Below are 17,671 nucleotides of genomic sequence, written 5' to 3' on the forward strand. Positions count from 1 at the left end.
GCTGTCGTGGCGATTGGTCACGCTGAGCGTCAGGTTTAACGGCGTCCTTTGGACGTCGGCGGCGAGGTGGCGCTTCGCGCCCGGCCCGCCGCGGTCCGCCGGCTTGGGTCCGACTTCCGTCGTCCTTCGGCAGGCAGGCTCACGTCGCCGAGCGCCGCTCGGCCTCAGTTCAGGGCACCAGGATCCTGCGGCCTCTCCAGCGGCACCCGGTGAAGCCTCCGCCAGATCGACTGCATGCCACCCGCCGGGCCACAGCAAGCTGGCTCGCCGTAGCCGCCCGACCGGGTTGGCACGTTGTGCCACTGACGGTCCGCCCAAAACACAAACTAGATGCCCCCCTGGGCCGCGCGAGCCCGTTCCCGGGCCGACGGCGCTTGCTGCACTAACCCCCGTGGCAGCAGCGGCTTGACCCCGCCCAGCGGTCGTCAGGACCGCGGAGCGCCGTCCCTCGTCAACGTCTGAGGCCAGGTTCTGTCCCGAAATCCAAGAGGGGCAGAGCATCGCGCGAGGCCCCGGGTGACCCGGACGTGCCGATCAGACGCGCGCCTTAACGCTGGCGCGCCTGCTCGATGGGCTCGGCTTCAAGGGAGTACCCTCTACCTAGCCGGCTAACGGCGCGATAGCGGTCCACCGCGCCCCGCACGCTTACTAGCCCGGTCCGCACAGCCTTCAGCACTCGCCATTAGGTTCCGTTGTATTGACTCCCCAAGGCTGCCCCATCAGGCACTACGAGATAGCAGGTAGCCTGCAGCATAAACGCGGAACCGGTCACATCATTGATGCTGGACTAAACCTGCAGATATCGGCTCTGCACCGTCGGATCTGTGTGGAACTGCTCCACGTCGCCGTGCCAGACAATGCCGCCCTTGTCGATCACAGCGACGCGGGTCGCGACGGCGAGGCAGAAGCGGCTGTTCTGCTCGGCCAGGACAATGGTGGTTCCAGCAGAGCGGAGCTTGCGGATGAGGCGGCCGATCTCCGCAACGATCAGCGGCGCCAAGCCCTCCGAAGGTTCGTCGAGGAGCAGCACGGCAGGGTTGCCCATCAGCGCACGGGCGATGGTTAGCATCTGCTGTTCGCCGCCCGAGAGACGCCCGGCCATGCGTCGGCGCAACGGCAGGAGTAGAGGGAAGCTCTCGAAGGCGCGGGGGATGGTCCATCCAGCAGTGCCATCGAGCCCGCGCTTCTGCGCAATCTCGAGGTTCTCCTCGACCGTGTGCTCCGGAAAGACTTGGCGGTCCTCCGGTACGTAGGCAATGCCGCTATGCGCCACGCGATAGGGCTTGCGTCCGGCCATATCCTTCCCGCGTAGAATGACCTGTCCGGCACGTGGTGGCAGAACGCCGGCGATGGCCTTGAGGGTCGTGCTCTTGCCCGCGCCGTTCCGGCCCATAAGGGCAAGGGTCTCGCCGCGGCCGACGTCGAATGAGACGCCGAACAGCACCTGGCTTGCGCCATAGGCGGCGTCGAGCCCCTGCACGGACAGTTCCGGCTCGCTCACGGCGCCGCCTGGAGCGCGTGCTCGCTACCGAGATACGCCTCGATGACGGCAGGATCCTGGCGGATCTGCTCCGGCGTGCCCTGGGCTAAGACGGTGCCGTAGCGCAGCACGCGCACTGTCTCGGCGATGCGGAAGACGATGTCCATGTCGTGCTCGATGAAGATCAGAGTCATCCGCCGCGCCTGCCAAAGCCGGTGCACGCACCCAATCATCCGCCAGCGTTCATCAGGGCCCATGCCGGCGGTCGGCTCGTCAAGCAGCAGCACTTTTGGGTCCAGCGCCAGGGCGAGGGCGATGTCCAGCAGTTTCTGGTCGCCATGTGACAGCTGCCGCGCCGGTGCACCGGCCAGGTGCTGAAGGCCACAGAGCTCCATCACCTCGCCCGCCCGTCCGACGATATCGGTGGGCGGGAAGGCGCGGAACAGGTTCGCGGTACGGCCCTCATGCGTGAGGATGGCGGCCGCGAGGCTCTCGGCCACAGTAAAGCTTGGGAAGAGGTTCGCCACCTGAAAGGCGCGACCGATGCCTCGGCGGACGATGACTTGCTGGTTGCGGCCAGTAATGTCCTCGCCGTCGAGCAGCACGCGTCCGGCTGTGGGGGCAAGGAGGCCGGTAATCAGATGGAACAATGTTGTCTTGCCGGCCCCGTTCGGGCCGATGATGGCTGAGAGTGAGCCTGCGGCGAAATCCAGAGAGACGTCATTGGTGGCGACAATGCCGCCGAAGCTTCGGCGGAGCCCCTGCAGTTCGAGCCGGCCGCCCCTCATGCGCCTCGGCCTCTTGTCGCAGCATTCCCGCGCGCCGCAGGGAGGCCGCCATAGGCTGCCCATGAGCCGGCCACGAGCCAGCCGGCATCCACCGGCAGGTTGATGCCCGTGATCGCGCGGGCCGCGTCCGAGGCCAGGAAACACACCGCCTCGGCGACGTCCTCGGGCATGATCATCTGCCCAAGTGCGCTGGCGTCCTCGAGGCGCGTGACGTCACGTTCGCCACGCTCGATCTCGGCCTGCAGGCCAGGGGTTCGCGTGAAGCCGGGCGAGACTGCATTGACCCGGACGCCTGACCGCCCCCATTCCGCTGCGAGGCAGCGCGTCATCTCGATCACCGCCGCCTTGGCCGGGGAATAGGCGTGCAGGGGCATCGAGCGAACACCCGCAATGGAAGCGATGGTGATGATCGAGCCATAAGCTCGCATGGCCATGCGGCGTCCGAATGCCATCGCGGAGTTCCAGGTGCCGATCTGGTCGATCCGGATGACACGCGCGACTTCCGCCTCAGTGATCTCCTCCGCGCGGAGGGGGCGCTGGAGGACGCCGGCGCAGGTAACGAGGATATCGGCTGGGCCGAGCTCCGCCTGCACGGCTGCGGCTGTCGCCTCATTGGCATCCATGCGCCCGACGTCGAGCGTGAAGGCGGCGCCCCCCACCTCAGCTGCCACGGCCTTGGCGGCAGCCCTGTCAACGTCCAGCACCGCCACCTTCGCACCGCGTGAAGCAAGCATGCGGCAGCATGCGGCGCCGATGCCGCTGCCGCCGCCGGTTACGGCTGCAATCCGGCCGGTGAAAGGCCCTGTGCTCATACACCTCTCCCTTTTCCGCGGGCGCGCCAGGCATCGACCGCCCAATCTAGCATGCCTTTGCGAAGCCCGAGGACGAGCAGGAGCAGGATAGCGCCAAAGAACAGCCCGTGGTGCTCCGTGAAGCCGGAAATGCGGTCGCTGAGGAACAGGAAGACCGCAGCGCCGAGAATGGGACCGAGGAAGGTCCCGATGCCGCCTAGCATGATCATGAACAACGCCTCGCCCGAGGTGGTCCAGTAGAGGAAGGTCGGGAATGCGCCGGACACGTAGAGCGCCATCAGCACGCCCGCGAGGCCAGCGAAGGTGCCGGCGATGACAAACGCGCCGAGCCGGTAGCGGAAGACTGAAAGGCCCAGGAAGGCTGCGCGCTGGGGATTGTCTCGTAGCATGCGCAGCGCGACGCCGAAGGGCGAGCGGATCACCTGCCGCAGCAGCACCGCAGACAGCGCTAGGCAGAAGGCGGAGAAGAGGGCGAGATGCGCGGGGCGCGCGAGTTCGACGCCGAGGAACGGCGGTTTGGGAATGCCGCCCATGAGGCCCTGGTCGCCGCCGGTGAGTGATACCCAGGATATAACCATCGAGTGGATGAGCATCTGGAACGCGAGGGTGAGGAAGGCGAAGTAGATCTCAGACAGGCGCACGCACAGCACGCCGATGACGAGGGCGAGCAGGGCGCTTCCAGTGAGGGCGGCAAGCACCGCCGCGGGGACAGACCAGCCGCCAGATTGCATCAGCAAGCCGAAGGCATAAGCCCCGCTGCCGAAGAAGGCCGCATGGCCGAAGGAGACAAGGCCAGCGGTCCCGATCAGCAGGTTCAGCGACAAAGCCAGCAGACCGAATATGCCGAGGCGGATGATGAAGTCGATCAGCGCATGAGAGCCGACGCCAAGCGAGAGGGCAGCGACCAAGCTGAAGGCGATGAGTGCCACGAGGACATCGCCGCGCCAACCGGAGAACCGGCTCATGCCGGGTGCTTCCCGGCGAGGCCGCTCGGCTTCAGCAGCAAGACCACAGCCATCATCAGGAACATCAGCCCTTCGGTAAAGAGTGGGAAGCCGATTGAGCCGAAGGAGCGGGTGAGCCCGATCAGCAGAGCGGCGACCAGGGCCCCGCCGATAGAACCCATGCCGCCGATGACGGTGACGATGAAGCTCTCGATCAGGATGGAGACGCCGGCACCCGGAACCACTGAGCGGATCGGAGCGGAGAGCGCCCCTGCCAACCCGGCGAGTGCCGCGCCGATCGCAAAGACGGCGGCGAAGACCATGTTGGTGTTCACACCCAGCGAAGCGACCATGGTGGAATTGACCGCAGCCGCCCGGACGGTGCGGCCAAAGCGCGTCCGGCCCATGCAGAGTGCCAGGAGCAAGGCCACGGCAAGAGTTACGCCGAAGAGCACGAGGTAGAAAAGCGGGACGATGCCGCCGCCGATGATAAAGGGCGGGCGCCGGAAAGTGTCGGGCATGTCCATCTTCAGGAAGTCACCGCCCCATATGATCTTGACCACGTCGTCCATGATCAGGATGAGCGCGTAACAGACGAGAAGCTGCATCAGCACGTCCGCACCATAGATGCGGCGGAATAGCGTTCGCTCGATCAGCAGGCCGAACGTCGCGACGCCGAGCGTTCCGGCCAGGGTGGAAACAAGAAAGCTGCCCGTCGCGGCATAGGCGGAGAGGGCGAAATACGCGCCGAGCATGTAGAGTGTGCCATGCGCGAAATTCACCAGACCCAGCACTCCGAAGATCAGCGTGAGGCCGGAAGCGACAAGGAACAGCAGGAGACCAATCGTGAGGCCTGCCGAAACCTGTGTGACCAGGCATGAAAGGGAGCCAACGCAGGAGACGAGTTCACCAAGATCCATGTTGACGCTCCGGCTGAGAGGAGGGATGACGGCTGCGATGGCCGCAACCCCCACGCGAATGCATCAGGCCCAGCCCTTGCCCTTCTTCCATTCCTGCTCGAGCTGGAAGATCTGGCTCCAGTTCGCAGTTTGGATCCCTTCCACATAAGGCTCGGTGGGAATGGTCGTGCCCCAGCCGATCGCGTAGCCGACGAGTGTCTGGTCCTCGGCTCGCATCGTCACCTTGCCATCCGCACCGAAGGGACTATCGATGGTCAGGCCCTTGAGCGCTGCCGCGAGCTGGCGTGGGTCGGTTCCACCAACCTTCTTCAGCGCCGCAGTGGTCAGGTGAACGGCGGTCGCGGCCTGCCAAGCCCAATTGGTCGGGTAATTATTGAAGCGGCGGTTATAGTCCCGTGCGAAAGCCGCATTGGCTGGTTGTGGCGGATAGCTGGACAGGTACCGATTGCCGGAATGGACGCCCCGCGGAAGCTGCTTGATCTGCTTCAGGGTCGTGTAATCGGCCATGTTGACCGCGAAATACTGTGACTGACTGAACAGGCCATAGAGCGCGGCCTGCTCGACAAAGGCCACGAGGTCGCCGGCCCAGAGGCAGGAATAGACCGCCTGCGGCCGTCCCTGGGCGAGCCGCGTTACGTTCTCCGTGTAGTCCGGCTGGAAGAGCTTGGGCCAAGTCTCGCCGACCACCTGCACGTCCGGGGTGAAGTATCTGAGGTATTCGACGAACTCGGCGGTGGTGTCGCGTCCGTAGGCGTAGTCAGGGGATATCGTCATCCAGCGGCGCAAGTTCCGCGCCTTGACGATTTCTGCAGCGTATACCCCGCCTGCGACGGAGTCATGGATGCCTTGGCGTGCGACGCGAAAGGCGTTCCAGAAGCGCTGGCGCGGGTCGGCGGACATGGCCGACGTCTCGGTGTTGATGTGCAGGGTGAGCGTACCTGTCTCGCGCACCACCTCGTGCACGGCGAAGCCCCCTGAGGAGGGTTCGCCATCGAAGAGAATGTCGACACCGTCGCTTATCATCTCACGGGCCAGACGGGCCGCTTCTGCGGGGACGCCGCGGCTATCGCGGATGATCATCTCGATCGGGCGTCCATCGAGCCCACCCTCCGCGTTAAACTTATCCACTTCCATCAGCACCGCGTCGCGCGAGGAAATGCCGAGCTGTGCAACCCGACCCGAGAGAATGGTTGGCATACCGATGCGGATGGGGCGTCTTCCCTGGCCGCTTGCAATCATGGGGAAGCCGGTGACCGCGACGGCGCCAAGCCCTGCAGACGCCATGAGGATGCCGCGGCGGCTAGGCCCGCCCGGGTGGGTCTTGAGCATCATTCTCTCCCTCGTGCCCGGACCTGACCGGTGCAGCGGCTGCGCTTCGGTGGCGCCTGTGTTGTTGTTGAGGCTAGGTCGCAGTTTGAGCGGACGTCAATTGCGGAGATGACCCACGGTTCATTCCTCCTTCACCCGCAGATCGCTGAAACGCGCGCAGCGGACAGGGCTTCCCGCGGTTGTTGAAAGTTAGCCTGGGCACCAGCGCTCGCTGACGCATCTTGTGACGCGAAGTAGAACGAAGTGCCGATTCGTTCCGATGTCGAAACGGATGACGCATAGGCAGGTATCAAATGGGCACCGGCCTGCGAGCGGTATTATTGACACACCGGTCCGAAATGACCATGCAGAGTCATTGCACAATCAAGACATTCCGATCGTGATGACGCTATGGAGTTGGCTATGGTCCTCTTTTGGGAGAAGGGCTTAGCCGCGTCTTCCACTGAGTATCTGGTCCAGATGATGGGGATCTGCCACGAGAGTGCGAGAGCATGTATGCGGCCTCCGAGGACACTCGGCCGCTCTAGCTCGATGCACCCGAGCGGTATCAATGTGGGAGTGTAGGCGGCCATATGAAGAAGCTTCGTTCGGCGGCGTCTCCGCATGCCGGTATAGAGGCCCTTCCGCTCGACCTCATCTCCGAGGCGGAGGACCTGAGAGAACGCCGCTGCATGGGTGCAGGGTCAGTCAGCGAGATCGGGGCGACCGATCCTTGCGCACCGGGTTCACCGGTGCCAGCGCCTACCCAGCCACCAACGCAGCCGTAGCGGTGCCTGCCCACGGCGTAGCGGTGACCTCGCCTCGCGGCGCATCACTGTGAACGACATGCAGCCCGGAATAACTTCGAACGACATGACCGCTAGCTACTCTCCCTCCCGGCGCTGACGGAATAAAGCGGTAGTACCAAGGAACTGTCGCACCATCTTCCGCGCGGCTGCCATCGGCAACTTGAGGTGTCAGTCCGCTGAGAGCGTCGGTCAGCTGCGTCTCAGGCCAGCATCCGCATGTCGTTGTCAACGGCAATTGCCTGGCCGGAAATTGACCGGCCGCGAGGGCTACAGAGGAACAGAATCTGGTCGGCAAGCTGCCGCGCCGAAACATAGGACTTGATGGAGGTGTAGGAGAACGCGGCCTTCTCCACTTCGGCGAAGGGCAGTCCCCTCCGCTGCGCCTTTGCCTCTAGCACCCGCCGCTGCCGGTCCCCGGCCACAAGGCCCGGCAGGATGGCGTTCACCCGAATGTCTGCCTCGCCTAACTCGATAGAAAGAGACTTTGTAAAGCCGATTACTCCCCATTTGGCGGCCGCATAGGGACTACGCAGGGCAAAGCCGAATTGCCCGGCCGCAGAAGACATGTTGATGATCGACGGGTTATCGCTTCGCCGCAGATGCGGCACGGCCAGCCGGGCGCAGTTGAACTGGCTGGTCAGGCAAACTTGCAGGCAACGATCCCAATCTTCCGGGTTGATTTCCTCGACGGGACCTGTCGGTCCAGCGATACCTGCATTGTTCACCAGCACATCCAGCCCACCCATGGCTTGCGTGGCTGCCTCAAACAGGGAAGACACCGCTGCCCGGTCCGTGACATCGGCGACGACCCGCCCCACCGTATCCGGCAGGGTTGCCAGGGCTGCGCCATCCACATCGCAGGTGAAGACTTGCGCCCCCTCCTCGAGGAAAGCCTCTACGGTCTCTCGGCCGATCCCACTGGCGCCGGCAGTCACTAGGACCCGAAGGCCCGCAATTCCCAGATCCATGTTCCGCTCCTCTGCCGTTGTCAGTGATGCTCGGCCAGACTGCCACGCGCGATGATGAACTCCGCCGCATCTTGGATATCGGCTGCGACGGCTCGTGCAGCTTCCTGCCCATCACCCGCCTCGATCGCCGCGAGCGCCCGGGCATGGTTTTGAACAGCGCTGCCGCTGCGAAGCCGCTCCGGGTGCTCGCGCAGGTCCAGGTTGATGACGGGGCCGGCCTTCAGCCATAGCCCCACGATGATCTCGCGCAACGGATCCAGGCCGCAAGCATCGTAGATCGTGAAGTGCATATCGCGATTCAGCGTTACGGCCTGGACCTTGTCGGGCCGGGCCCTTCCGGCCATCGCCCGGAAGGCTGCCTCGGCCCGGCGGATCGCATCGAGCTGCTCCGACGTCCGGTGTGCCGCCGTCCGGGTGGCGGCCAGCCCCTCGATCGCCTTGCGGGTTTCCACAAGGGCGCGGAACTGGGCCACGGTCATCCTTGGAACGCGGATGGCACGGTTCGGCGCGATCTCCAGAGCCCTGTCGGCCACCAAGCGGCTCACGGCCTCCCGCACTGGCATGACGGAGACCCCGAGGGCGGCCGCGCTCTCGCGAAGGGACAGGCGTTCGCCCGGTGTAAGCCGGCCGCTGACGAGAAGCTCAGCCAGATGGCCATAGACCGTATCGCCGAGTGTGCGGCGTTCCAGGGGCAGCAACTCGGCAAGTGCGCGGGCGGGGATCATCAAGGAAACACTAGACATAAGGCCTCATGCTCGGCAGCCTAGCTGTGATCACAGATCACGATAAGAGCCGCATAGGCCGTTCCGGAGGAAACTGATCACCATGCCGCATCCCGCTCTTTCCCGCCGGGCGCTTCTCGGCGGCAGCACCGCGCTCCTGGCGGCGCCCGCACTTTCGCAGGGCCAACCTGACGTTGTGCGGATCGGGCACCTGACCCCCCGAACGGGCTTCCTCGGCCCGCTCGGAGAATACGCCGTCCAGGGGGTTCAACTGGCAGCCGAGGAGATCAACGCGGCCGGCGGCGTCGTCGGGCGGCGCCTTGACCTCCTGCTGGAGGATAGCGTGAACCCGCAGACCGCCTCGGCGAAGGCCGAGCGCTTCGTCCAGCGCGACCGCGTGTCCTGCATCGTGGGGGAGATCAATTCCGCCTCCGCCCTGGCGATCGGTCAGGTGGTGCAGCGGGAGAAGGCGTTGTTCATCAACACCGGCGCCAATTCGGATGCGCTGCGTGGCTCGGACTGCCGGCGCTTCATGTTCCACATCGAGGGCGCGAACTCGATGTATGTAAAGTCCGTCGGGCGGGCGCTCCTGGCTGAAGGAAAGATCAACGGGAAGAGGTACTACGCCCTGACAGCGGATTACGCCTTTGGCCACGACCTTCTACGGGTGGCCAAGAACTTCCTGGGGGCCAACAATGCCCGCCCGGCCGGCGAGGACCTGATCCCGACCGAGCTAACGGATTTCTCGCCCTTCATGTTGAAGCTGCGGCAGGCGCGGCCGGACGTCGTCATCCTCAACCTCGCAGGCGCGCAGATCACCAACTTCCTGAAGCAGTACAGCGAGTTCGGGCTAACCTTCCCGGTCGCAGGCTTCGGCTTCGATACTGCTCTGGCCTGGGGCGCGGGGCAGGGCAACTTCCTCGGAACCTGGCCGACCGTTTGGCACCACCTTGTGGATACACCTTCCACCAAGGCCTTCGTTGCGGCGTATCAGCGCAAGTTCAACCGGCCACCTGAGAACCAGGCCTGGGGCGATTACTGCGCTCTCAAGATCATCGCCCAGTCCATGAACGAGTTGAAGAGCGTCGAGGCGCCGCGGATTGTCGAGCACCTCGAGAAGGGGGCGAAATTCGACGTCCTGAAAGCGCGTGAGGGCTATTTCCGGGCGCGGGACCACCAGATCATGATGGAGATGTACGCGATTACCGCGCTTCCTGCAGACAAGGTGCGGAACCGCTGGAACATCTTTTCCTCATCCGCCGGAATCCCCGGTCCAGGCGAGGACCTCGAAGCCATCGCACCGACATCCGAGGAGAATGCGTGCACCTTCCCTGCCTGACCCGGTTGGAGGCTGCCCGTCACCGATGCGATGGCGGGACGGAGAGGTGGTGAGGGGGCCAAGCATTGGAATTCGCCTTCATTCTGGAGCAGGTCGTCAATGGCCTGCTCGTCGGAGCCAACTACCTGTTGATCGCCCTGGGGCTGTCGCTGATCTTCAGCCTCGGAGGGATCGTGAACCTCGCCCATGGCGCCTTTTACGCCATCGGCGCCTACCTTACCGTCGCGCTGTCACCCACGATCGGATTCGGCGGCGCCCTGATCGCAGCTCCGGCGACCGTCGCGTTGCTCGGATTGATGATCGAACGCTTCCTGCTACGCCGCTTCTATCGAGCAGACCCGATCCTGAGCCTGCTCCTGACTTTCGGTCTCGCCATGGTGGCGGAGCAAACGCTGCGGATGCTGTTTGGTGCGGCGCCGGTGCCCTTCTCCATCCCGCTCTGGTTGCGCGGGCAGGTCTTCGTGGGCGACTTCATCTACTCGAAGTACCGCCTCATCATCCTCGCGGTCGCCGTGCTCTGCGTCGTCGGGCTATGGTTGCTGTTGAAGCGTACGGCCTTCGGCCGCGTGGTTCGAGCGGGCGTGCAGAACCCTGACATGGTCGCGGCACTCGGTATCTCGCTCCGGCCCTACATGATGGCTGTCGTGATGATCGCGGTGGCCCTCGCTGCATTGGCCGGCTCGATGATGGCACCGGTGACCGGCGTCACGCCGACAATGGGCGCCGAGATCCTGACCTTCGCTTTCGTGGTCGTGGTGATTGGGGGGCTTGGCTCCTTCTGGGGCGTGGTGGTGGCGGCCATTATCGTCGGTATCGTGCGGGGCCTCGCCGCCTATGCCTTCCCGCCGGCAACCGAGGCGGCAGTCTACTTCCTGATGGTCCTCGTTCTTCTCCTCCGTCCGCGCGGCCTGTTCGGCGAGCGCATCCAGCGCTTCGAATGACCGGCATGCCCACCGGTAGAAGCCAGCGCGAGTTGCGCCCGCTGCTCGTCGGCTTAGCGGGACTTGTGCTTCTTCCCTTCGTCCTCGACCTTCTCGGCCTGACGATGACGACGGCCACGGATGTGGTGGTGTTCGCCTTGGCAGTCATGGGCCTGAACATCCTGGTCGGCTGGACCGGGCTGGTCTCCTTCGGACACGGCGCTTGGTTCGGCATCGGCGCCTATGCCGCCGCGATCCTGCAGCGGCAGTTGCTTCCCGGCGGCATGGTCTTGCCAGCTCTTGGCGCCGTGCTGGTCGTCGGCGTGTTCTCTCTCGTGGCGGGAATGTTGATCCTCCGTCGCCGCGGGGTCTACTTCTCCCTTCTGACTCTCGCCTTTACCGCGATGCTCTTCTCCATCGCCTATCGCTGGACAGAGGTGACCGGCGGCGAGAATGGCCTGGGCAACGTGCAGCGCTGGCCGTCCTTGCAGGACCCGCGCCTCTATTACGCCGTGGTTGCGGTGCTGGCCTACTTGCTGCTGCTGCTCGCGCTGTGGCGGTTCCACCGCTCGCCCGTTGGCACTGTGCTTGTGGCGATCCGTGAGAATGAGGGACGGACCGGCTTCCTCGGTTACGACACCAATCGATACAAGCTGCTGGCCTTTGTCGTCTCGGCGACACTGACGGGATTCGCGGGCGTGCTGAGTGTCTTCAACCACCGCTTTGCCTCAGCAGATCCTATCTCCATCGCATTCTCCGGCGAACTGCTTGCCATGGTCGTGATCGGCGGGATGCGTTCCTTTCTGGGACCGGCACTGGGAGCGCTGTTCTACATTCTGTTCCGGGAGTTCCTGTCAATCTACACGGCGGACTGGCTCCTGGTGTTCGGTCTGCTCTTTGTGGCTTTCATCGTTGTCTCGCCTGATGGTCTGGTCGGCCTCGGCGCGCGTCTCCTCACGCCCCTCCGCCGGAAGGATCCCGCTGAGGCTGCTGCCATGGCAGCCCGGCGCGCTGGTGAGAGCGGCCGCATTCCTCCGCGTTTTGTACGCGAAGGGCGCGTTGAGGGGCTGGTCCTGGTGGCGACGGGAATGAGCAAGTCGTTCGGCCGTGTCCGGGCGGTCAAGAATGTCTCTTTCGCCGTGGAGGACCGTCGGCTTCATGCCCTGATTGGCCCGAACGGGGCGGGTAAGACCACTGCCTTCAACCTGTTGTCCGGAATGTTCCCGCTCGACGCCGGGCAGGTACTGCTGGACGGTCGCCGCGTAGACGGGCTTGAGCCGCACGAGATCACGCGTTCAGGCCTGGGGCGCTCCTTCCAGATTACCAACCTCTTCCCGGGCCTCACGGTCGAGGAGAACATTCGCCTGGCGGTTCAGGCGCGGCACCCGTCTGCCTTCAGCGTGCTGCGGGATGCGCGCAAGATCGCGGATCTTCAGGCAGACACCTCCGAGCTTCTTCGCTGGGCAGGCATGGCCGGGGTGGAACGGGCCGAGGCGGGGAGCCTCTCCTATGGCGGTCAGAGGCTGCTCGATATGGGACTGGCCCTGGCGACACGGCCACGCATCCTGCTTCTGGATGAGCCACTGGCCGGCTTGGCCGCGGCGGAGCGCGAGCGGGTGGGCGAGCTGATCAAGGCGCTTTCGGCCGAGATCCCAGTGCTTTTGGTCGAGCATGACATCGACCGCGTCTTCCGCATGGCGGACCGCGTCACCGTGATGGCCGATGGCGAGGTGCTGGTGGACGGGAATGTGGCGGACGCGCGCGACGACGCGCGGGTTCAGGCGGTGTATCTCGGAACTGGCTCCGAGGCGCTGGCAGCACGGCCCCGTCCCAGCGCTGCTACGGACCGCGATCTTCTGGTGATGGAGAAGGTCAACACTTTCTACGGCAAGTCGCACATCCTGAACGACGTGACCCTGACGGTGCGCCATGGGGAGATTGTTGCCCTCCTCGGGCGAAACGGTGCGGGCAAGTCCACGCTGCTCAAGACGCTGATCGGTACGGTCCCCCCGGCCTCCGGACGCATCGCCTTGGGCGGCAACGAGATCGCCGGCTTGCCGCCAGACCAGGTGGCACGCCTCGGAATAGGGTTTGTGCCGCAGGGGCGCGCCCTCTTCGCCGGGATGACGGTGGAGGAAAATCTCGGACTAGGCCGCCTCAAGCGGCGGACGGGCGCCGGGGTGCACTGGGAGGAGGAGCGTATCCTGGCGTTCTTTCCACGCCTGCGCGAGCGCTGGAAGATCGCGGCCGATCGTTTGTCCGGCGGAGAGCAGCAGATGGTGGCCGTTGCCCGTGCGTTGTCAGGCGACACGCGCCTGCTGTTGCTTGACGAGCCTTTCGAGGGGCTGTCACCCGCAGTGACGGAGGAGTTGTTCGAGACCTTCGATAAGCTCCGGCAGGAGGTCGCTATCATCATCGTCGATCATCACCTCGATCTTGCGCTGTCAATCTCCGACCGCACGGTCGCGCTGGAGCGCGGCATCGTGCAATGGACGGGGGCGTCCCGCCTGCTGCGGGAGGACGAGGAGCTTCGCCGGAGAGTGCTGTGGCTGTGAATGCAATTGTCGCCGTTGTCGGTTCCGGCCTGATCGGTCGATCCTGGGGCATGATCTTCGCTCGCGCGGGCTGGCAAGTGCGGCTTTGGGACCCGGTTTCGGGGGTTGCGGCGGCCGCGGTGAGCCTCTGCGCGGATGGCTTGCGTGATCTGGCGGCTCAAGGATTATGCGCGGACCCCGCGGGTAGCGCTGAGCGCATCGGCGTGGCCGAATCACTGGCGCAGTGCCTCGACGGGGCCGATTTCGTGCAGGAGAACGGTCCCGAGACCTTGGACGTGAAGCGGGCGCTCTTCGCCGAGATGGATGCGGCTGCACCGGCGGGCGCCATTCTCGCCTCCTCATCCTCCGCCATACGCTGCTCCCTCTTCACCGAGGGCCTGCCAGGCCGGGCACGCTGCCTCGTTGGCCACCCCGTCAATCCACCGCACCTGATCCCCCTGGTGGAGCTTTCGGGCGCCGAATGGACGGCGTCCGAGACCATCGCCCGCGCGCGAGAAATCTACGCGGCGATTGGCCAAGCCCCGATCACGGTGGTGAAGGAAGTCGAGGGCTTCATCCTCAACCGTCTGCAGGGCGCCCTGCTGGCCGAGGCGTTCCGGCTGGTTTCCGAAGGCTATGTCTCGCCGCAGGATCTGGACCGCACCGTCGCCGACGGGCTGGGACTGCGGTGGTCCTTTCTCGGGCCATTCGCGACGATCGAGCTGAACGCGCCCGGCGGTATCGCGGATTACTGCGAGCGCTACGCCGGCTTCTACAAGCGCCTCGCTGCAGACCCGCCAGGACCGGAGGTCTACGGGAAGGCAGCGACGGAGAGTATCCTTTCGCAGTGGACGGCACCGGCCGATCTACCGGCGAGGATGCGCTGGCGGAACCGCCGCCTCGCCGCCCTGCGCGTCCACAAGCTGTCTCAGGAGGAATCGGAGGAGTAATGGCCACCCAACGTAAGGTCATCATCACCTGCGCCGTGACGGGCGCGATCCACACGCCCAGCATGTCGCCCTACCTGCCCGTCACGCCCGAGGAGATCGCCGATGCGGCGGTGGGCGCGGCGGAGGCGGGTGCAGCCATCGTGCATCTGCATGCGCGCAACCCCGAGAACGGCGAGCCGGACCAGACGCCGGAGGCTTTCGCGAAGTTCCTGCCCATCATCAAGCAGCGCTCGGGGTGCGTGGTGAACATCACTACCGGTGGCGCGCCCACCATGAGTATCGAGGAGCGGGTGAGGCCAGCTGCGACCTTCAAGCCTGAAGTGGCTTCGCTGAATTTAGGCTCTATGAACTTCGGTTTGTTCGGCATGCTTGACCGGTTCAAAGATCTCAAGCACGAGTGGGAACGGAGCTATCTCGCCAACAAGGATATCATCTTCCGCAACACCTTCGGCCAGATCGAGTATATCCTGAACACCTGCGCGGGAAATGGCACGCGTTTCGAGTTCGAGTGCTACGACACGGCACATCTCTACAACCTGAAGTACTTCTTTGATCGTGGCCTGATTCAAGCCCCGCTGTTCATCCAGACGGTGTTCGGTCTGCAGGGCGGCATCGGCAACCATCCCGAGGATGTGCTGCACATGAAGCGCACGGCCGACCGGCTGTTCGGGGACCAGTACCGCTGGTCGGTGCTTGGTGCCGGCCGCAACCAACTCAACATCGCGGCGATCGCCGCGGCAATGGGCGGCAATGTACGGGTGGGGCTGGAGGACAGCCTCTGGGCTGGTCCTGGCCGGCTGGCGAAGACCAATGCGGAGCAGGTTCACTCGGCCCGCCAGATCATCGAGGGGCTCGGTCTTGCCGTTGCAACGCCCGATGAGGCGCGGGAGATCCTGGCGCTGAAGGGGGCCGACACGGTCGCCTTCTGACGCCGGAGGGCCGGTGCCGCCGCATGACGGCGCCGGCCCGGCCCCGCCCGGGAAAGAGCGGCTGCTGTACCTTTTGAGTGAGCGATTTGGCCTGTGCGGCGGACGTCCGCCGGGGAGCCATCAGCCGAGATAGATACCGTCCCGCGCCACAATGCGCCCGCCGAAGATCACCATCCGCCGCTGCGGGTGCTGGCCGATTGCCTCCGGCACGCCTTCCGCCGGCAGGGTGAAAAGATTGGCCGGCAGGCCGGGCGCAACCCCGTGCTCGGCGATCCCCAGCGCCCGGGCGCCGTCGATGCTGATCATTTCGAACAGGGCCTCGAGTGTCTCATCCGTCCGAAAGTCCGCACGCCAGCCGATGACGGCTGCGCGTTCGAGCATGTCCGCAGTGCCATAGGGGCTCCAGGTGTCACGGATGTCGTCGTTCCCGCAGATGACGGAGACGCCTTCCCCACGAAGCAGGGCAATCGGCGGGAGGGTCGATCCTCCTGCTCCATGCGTGACGAGGGTAACGCCTGCCTCTGCCATCATCTCGGCGGCGGACTTTTGCTTGCTCTCGGCCACGCCCCCCAGGCAGAAGCCGTGGCTGACTGCAACGCGCCCTTGCAGTCCAATGGCTCGGGTGCGGGCGCAGATCTCCTGAAGGCTGAAGAGGCCCATCTCCCCCGGCTCATGGAGATGGATGTCAATGCCAACACCATGCCTGGAGGCGATGGCGAAGACCGCGTCGAGCTGCCCTTTCGGATCGCGGTCCACTTCGCAGGGATCGATCCCGCCGACCAGGTCGGCTCCGGCCCGCATGGCCGCATCTAGCAGTTCGACGGCACCGCGGGAGCGCATCACCCCGGCCTGCGGGAACGCCACGGTCTGTACGGTGCAGGCACCGGCATGCGCCGCCTTAGCCTCCAGCACGCCTTCAAGGGCCTTCAGGCCGAAGGCGGTCGTGATGTCGACATGGGTCCGAAGATGGCCGGTGCCATGGGCAACGCAGCGCCGGATCAGGGCACCGGCGCGATCGCAGGTGCTGCGGGGAAGGGAGGGAAGAACGGTTGCGTCGGTCTCGATGCGGCTCATCCGGGTGGGGCCCGCCGCATGCGGAAGCCACGGCGTTCCGAACAGTGTCTTATCGAGATGCAGATGCGCATCGGTCAGTGCAGGCAGGACCAGGTCGCCTTCAAGGGAGATCTGTGTCCTGGCGGCAGGCGGGGAGTCATCGCCAATTGCCGCGATGCGGCCGTTGGCGATCGAAAGCCATGCGTTCTGCCGGCCGTCGCCGAGCCGGGCGCCGGTCAGTACAAGGTCGTGCATATGGTTCGCTCCCGTGCTAGCCACAGCATGCGGCAGGCTAGGGTGCCCTCCTAGGGCACCTCAGGCGGAAAGTCGTAGACGCGGGCGGGATTGGTGACGAGGATTCGCCGCAGCATATCGCCGCCGCCGCCCGCCCACTCGGCCAGCCGGGCGAGAGCGTGGCGGTCATCCGCCGGGTGGAACGGGTGGATGGCGCCCTTCGCGGGCAGATGCTCAGACGGGCCCGAATGCGGCCAGTCCGATCCCCAGAGGATGCGGTCCGGATTGGCTTTGATCAGGGCCTGCGCCAGCGGCGCCATGTCCGCGCAATCCGCTTCCTCCGACATGCGATGTGCTGCCGAGAGCTTCACATGCGCGGCGCCGGCGCGCAGCAGGGAGAGAAGGGCGCCAAAGCCGGGCTGGGAGGGGCCAAGTCGGCCCTGGGCACGTCCAAAGTGGTCCACCACCAATCCAGTCGGCAGGGCCAGGATCTCGTCATGGAGCGCCTCAATGACCGACAGCTCCGTATAGGTCTGCACATGCCAGCCGAGCGGTGCCACCCGCTCCGCCGCTTCCCGTAGCTGCGCACGGGCAAATGAAGGATCGCTCCGCCCAGCCGTGTGGAGGTTCAGCCGGACACCCCTGACGCCGGCTTCGTGCAGTTCCCGCAGGGTGGAATCGGCCGTGGCGCCATTGATCACCGCCACGCCCCTTGCCCGGACCGGCCCCAGCTGGCGCAGACCGTCGAGCAGGCAGGCGTTGTCGGTGCCATAGGGGCTGGGCTGCACCAGCACCACGCGATCGAGCGCAAGGGATTGCTGCATCGCGAGCAACTCGTCCGGCGTCGCGACGCCGGGCGTATAGCTGCGGTCGGGAGAGAAGGGAAAGCGCCCGGGCGGACCAAAGACATGCGTGTGGCAGTCGCAGGCACCGGGCGGTCGTGAAGGGGGAGATGACATGG

General features: G+C 65.2%; 15 protein-coding genes. 5 read left to right on the plus strand and 10 right to left on the minus strand.

The genetic code is table 11. The features are described 5' to 3' along the window. Positions 1-787: 787 nt before the first annotated feature. The 8 genes from GSE44_RS21455 to GSE44_RS21490 all read right to left on the minus strand — a co-directional run bounded on the left by GSE44_RS21455 (position 788) and on the right by GSE44_RS21490 (position 8,772). A complete protein-coding gene (locus tag GSE44_RS21455; protein WP_159350884.1) occupies positions 788-1,501 on the minus strand; it encodes an ABC transporter ATP-binding protein in 714 nt (237 codons plus the stop codon). Next, positions 1,498-2,268: an ABC transporter ATP-binding protein gene (locus GSE44_RS21460; protein WP_159350885.1), complete on the minus strand. Its 771-nt coding sequence runs from the start codon at positions 2,266-2,268 to the stop codon at positions 1,498-1,500. The genes GSE44_RS21455 and GSE44_RS21460 overlap by 4 nt, the downstream gene beginning before the upstream one ends. Beyond that, on the minus strand, positions 2,265-3,080 hold the full coding sequence (locus tag GSE44_RS21465; RefSeq protein ID WP_159350886.1) for an SDR family NAD(P)-dependent oxidoreductase: 816 nt from the start codon (positions 3,078-3,080) through the stop codon (positions 2,265-2,267). The genes GSE44_RS21460 and GSE44_RS21465 overlap by 4 nt, the downstream gene beginning before the upstream one ends. Then, positions 3,077-4,045, minus strand: coding sequence for a branched-chain amino acid ABC transporter permease (locus GSE44_RS21470; RefSeq protein ID WP_159350887.1), 969 nt, complete (start codon positions 4,043-4,045; stop codon positions 3,077-3,079). The genes GSE44_RS21465 and GSE44_RS21470 overlap by 4 nt, the downstream gene beginning before the upstream one ends. Beyond that, on the minus strand, positions 4,042-4,944 hold the full coding sequence (locus tag GSE44_RS21475) for a branched-chain amino acid ABC transporter permease (protein WP_159350888.1): 903 nt from the start codon (positions 4,942-4,944) through the stop codon (positions 4,042-4,044). Before GSE44_RS21475 ends, GSE44_RS21470 begins: the two co-directional genes overlap by 4 nt. A gap of 63 nt (positions 4,945-5,007) precedes the next feature. After that, positions 5,008-6,273 (minus strand): ABC transporter substrate-binding protein, encoded by a 1,266-nt coding sequence (locus GSE44_RS21480; RefSeq protein WP_159350889.1) that lies wholly within the window; start codon positions 6,271-6,273, stop codon positions 5,008-5,010. A gap of 988 nt (positions 6,274-7,261) precedes the next feature. Then, positions 7,262-7,996: an SDR family oxidoreductase gene (locus GSE44_RS21485; protein ID WP_235925041.1), complete on the minus strand. Its 735-nt coding sequence runs from the start codon at positions 7,994-7,996 to the stop codon at positions 7,262-7,264. Positions 7,997-8,049: 53 nt separating this feature from the next. After that, positions 8,050-8,772: a GntR family transcriptional regulator gene (locus GSE44_RS21490; protein ID WP_159350891.1), complete on the minus strand. Its 723-nt coding sequence runs from the start codon at positions 8,770-8,772 to the stop codon at positions 8,050-8,052. A gap of 82 nt (positions 8,773-8,854) precedes the next feature. On the opposite strand from GSE44_RS21490, the gene GSE44_RS21495 reads away from it, so the two are divergent. The 5 genes from GSE44_RS21495 (at position 8,855) to GSE44_RS21515 (ending at position 15,423) form a co-directional block, all read left to right on the plus strand. Next, positions 8,855-10,090, plus strand: a complete 1,236-nt coding sequence (locus tag GSE44_RS21495; RefSeq protein WP_159350892.1) for an ABC transporter substrate-binding protein — start codon at positions 8,855-8,857, stop codon at positions 10,088-10,090. A gap of 65 nt (positions 10,091-10,155) precedes the next feature. Continuing rightward, the gene (locus GSE44_RS21500) at positions 10,156-11,031 is read left to right on the plus strand and encodes a branched-chain amino acid ABC transporter permease (RefSeq protein ID WP_159350893.1); all 876 of its coding nucleotides are present in this window, start codon (positions 10,156-10,158) and stop codon (positions 11,029-11,031) included. A 5-nt stretch (positions 11,032-11,036) separates the two neighbouring features. Then, positions 11,037-13,565: a branched-chain amino acid ABC transporter ATP-binding protein/permease gene (locus GSE44_RS21505; RefSeq protein ID WP_201306172.1), complete on the plus strand. Its 2,529-nt coding sequence runs from the start codon at positions 11,037-11,039 to the stop codon at positions 13,563-13,565. After that, the gene (locus tag GSE44_RS21510; protein WP_201306173.1) at positions 13,499-14,494 is read left to right on the plus strand and encodes a 3-hydroxyacyl-CoA dehydrogenase; all 996 of its coding nucleotides are present in this window, start codon (positions 13,499-13,501) and stop codon (positions 14,492-14,494) included. Before GSE44_RS21505 ends, GSE44_RS21510 begins: the two co-directional genes overlap by 67 nt. Continuing rightward, positions 14,494-15,423: a beta-keto acid cleavage family enzyme gene (locus GSE44_RS21515; RefSeq protein ID WP_159350895.1), complete on the plus strand. Its 930-nt coding sequence runs from the start codon at positions 14,494-14,496 to the stop codon at positions 15,421-15,423. The genes GSE44_RS21510 and GSE44_RS21515 overlap by 1 nt, the downstream gene beginning before the upstream one ends. 120 nt (positions 15,424-15,543) lie before the next feature. Here the strand turns inward: GSE44_RS21515 and GSE44_RS21520 are convergent, their stop codons facing one another. After that, positions 15,544-16,731, minus strand: coding sequence for an amidohydrolase (locus GSE44_RS21520; protein WP_159350896.1), 1,188 nt, complete (start codon positions 16,729-16,731; stop codon positions 15,544-15,546). A gap of 50 nt (positions 16,732-16,781) precedes the next feature. Next, complete coding sequence (locus GSE44_RS21525; protein ID WP_159350897.1) at positions 16,782-17,669, minus strand: amidohydrolase family protein; 888 nt, start codon at positions 17,667-17,669, stop codon at positions 16,782-16,784. Positions 17,670-17,671: the final 2 nt, after the last annotated feature.

It is taken from the genome of Muricoccus harenae, assembly GCF_009848505.1.
In the GTDB taxonomy this organism is placed as follows: Bacteria; Pseudomonadota; Alphaproteobacteria; order Acetobacterales; family Acetobacteraceae; genus Roseomonas; species Roseomonas harenae.

Bases quoted from the DNA above. Each gene is read 5' to 3' on its own strand.
- GSE44_RS21470 (WP_159350887.1), bottom strand. From the start codon at position 4,045: ATGAGCCGGTTCTCCGGTTGGCGCGGCGATGTCCTCGTGGCACTCATC.
- GSE44_RS21525 (WP_159350897.1), bottom strand. From the start codon at position 17,669: ATGTCATCTCCCCCTTCACGACCGCCCGGTGCCTGCGACTGCCACACG.
- GSE44_RS21460 (WP_159350885.1), bottom strand. From the start codon at position 2,268: ATGAGGGGCGGCCGGCTCGAACTGCAGGGGCTCCGCCGAAGCTTCGGC.
- GSE44_RS21515 (WP_159350895.1), top strand. From the start codon at position 14,494: ATGGCCACCCAACGTAAGGTCATCATCACCTGCGCCGTGACGGGCGCG.
- GSE44_RS21505 (WP_201306172.1), top strand. From the start codon at position 11,037: ATGCCCACCGGTAGAAGCCAGCGCGAGTTGCGCCCGCTGCTCGTCGGC.
- GSE44_RS21520 (WP_159350896.1), bottom strand. From the start codon at position 16,731: ATGCACGACCTTGTACTGACCGGCGCCCGGCTCGGCGACGGCCGGCAG.
- GSE44_RS21510 (WP_201306173.1), top strand. From the start codon at position 13,499: ATGGACGGGGGCGTCCCGCCTGCTGCGGGAGGACGAGGAGCTTCGCCG.
- GSE44_RS21480 (WP_159350889.1), bottom strand. From the start codon at position 6,273: ATGCTCAAGACCCACCCGGGCGGGCCTAGCCGCCGCGGCATCCTCATG.
- GSE44_RS21490 (WP_159350891.1), bottom strand. From the start codon at position 8,772: ATGTCTAGTGTTTCCTTGATGATCCCCGCCCGCGCACTTGCCGAGTTG.
- GSE44_RS21475 (WP_159350888.1), bottom strand. From the start codon at position 4,944: ATGGATCTTGGTGAACTCGTCTCCTGCGTTGGCTCCCTTTCATGCCTG.
- GSE44_RS21465 (WP_159350886.1), bottom strand. From the start codon at position 3,080: ATGAGCACAGGGCCTTTCACCGGCCGGATTGCAGCCGTAACCGGCGGC.
- GSE44_RS21495 (WP_159350892.1), top strand. From the start codon at position 8,855: ATGCCGCATCCCGCTCTTTCCCGCCGGGCGCTTCTCGGCGGCAGCACC.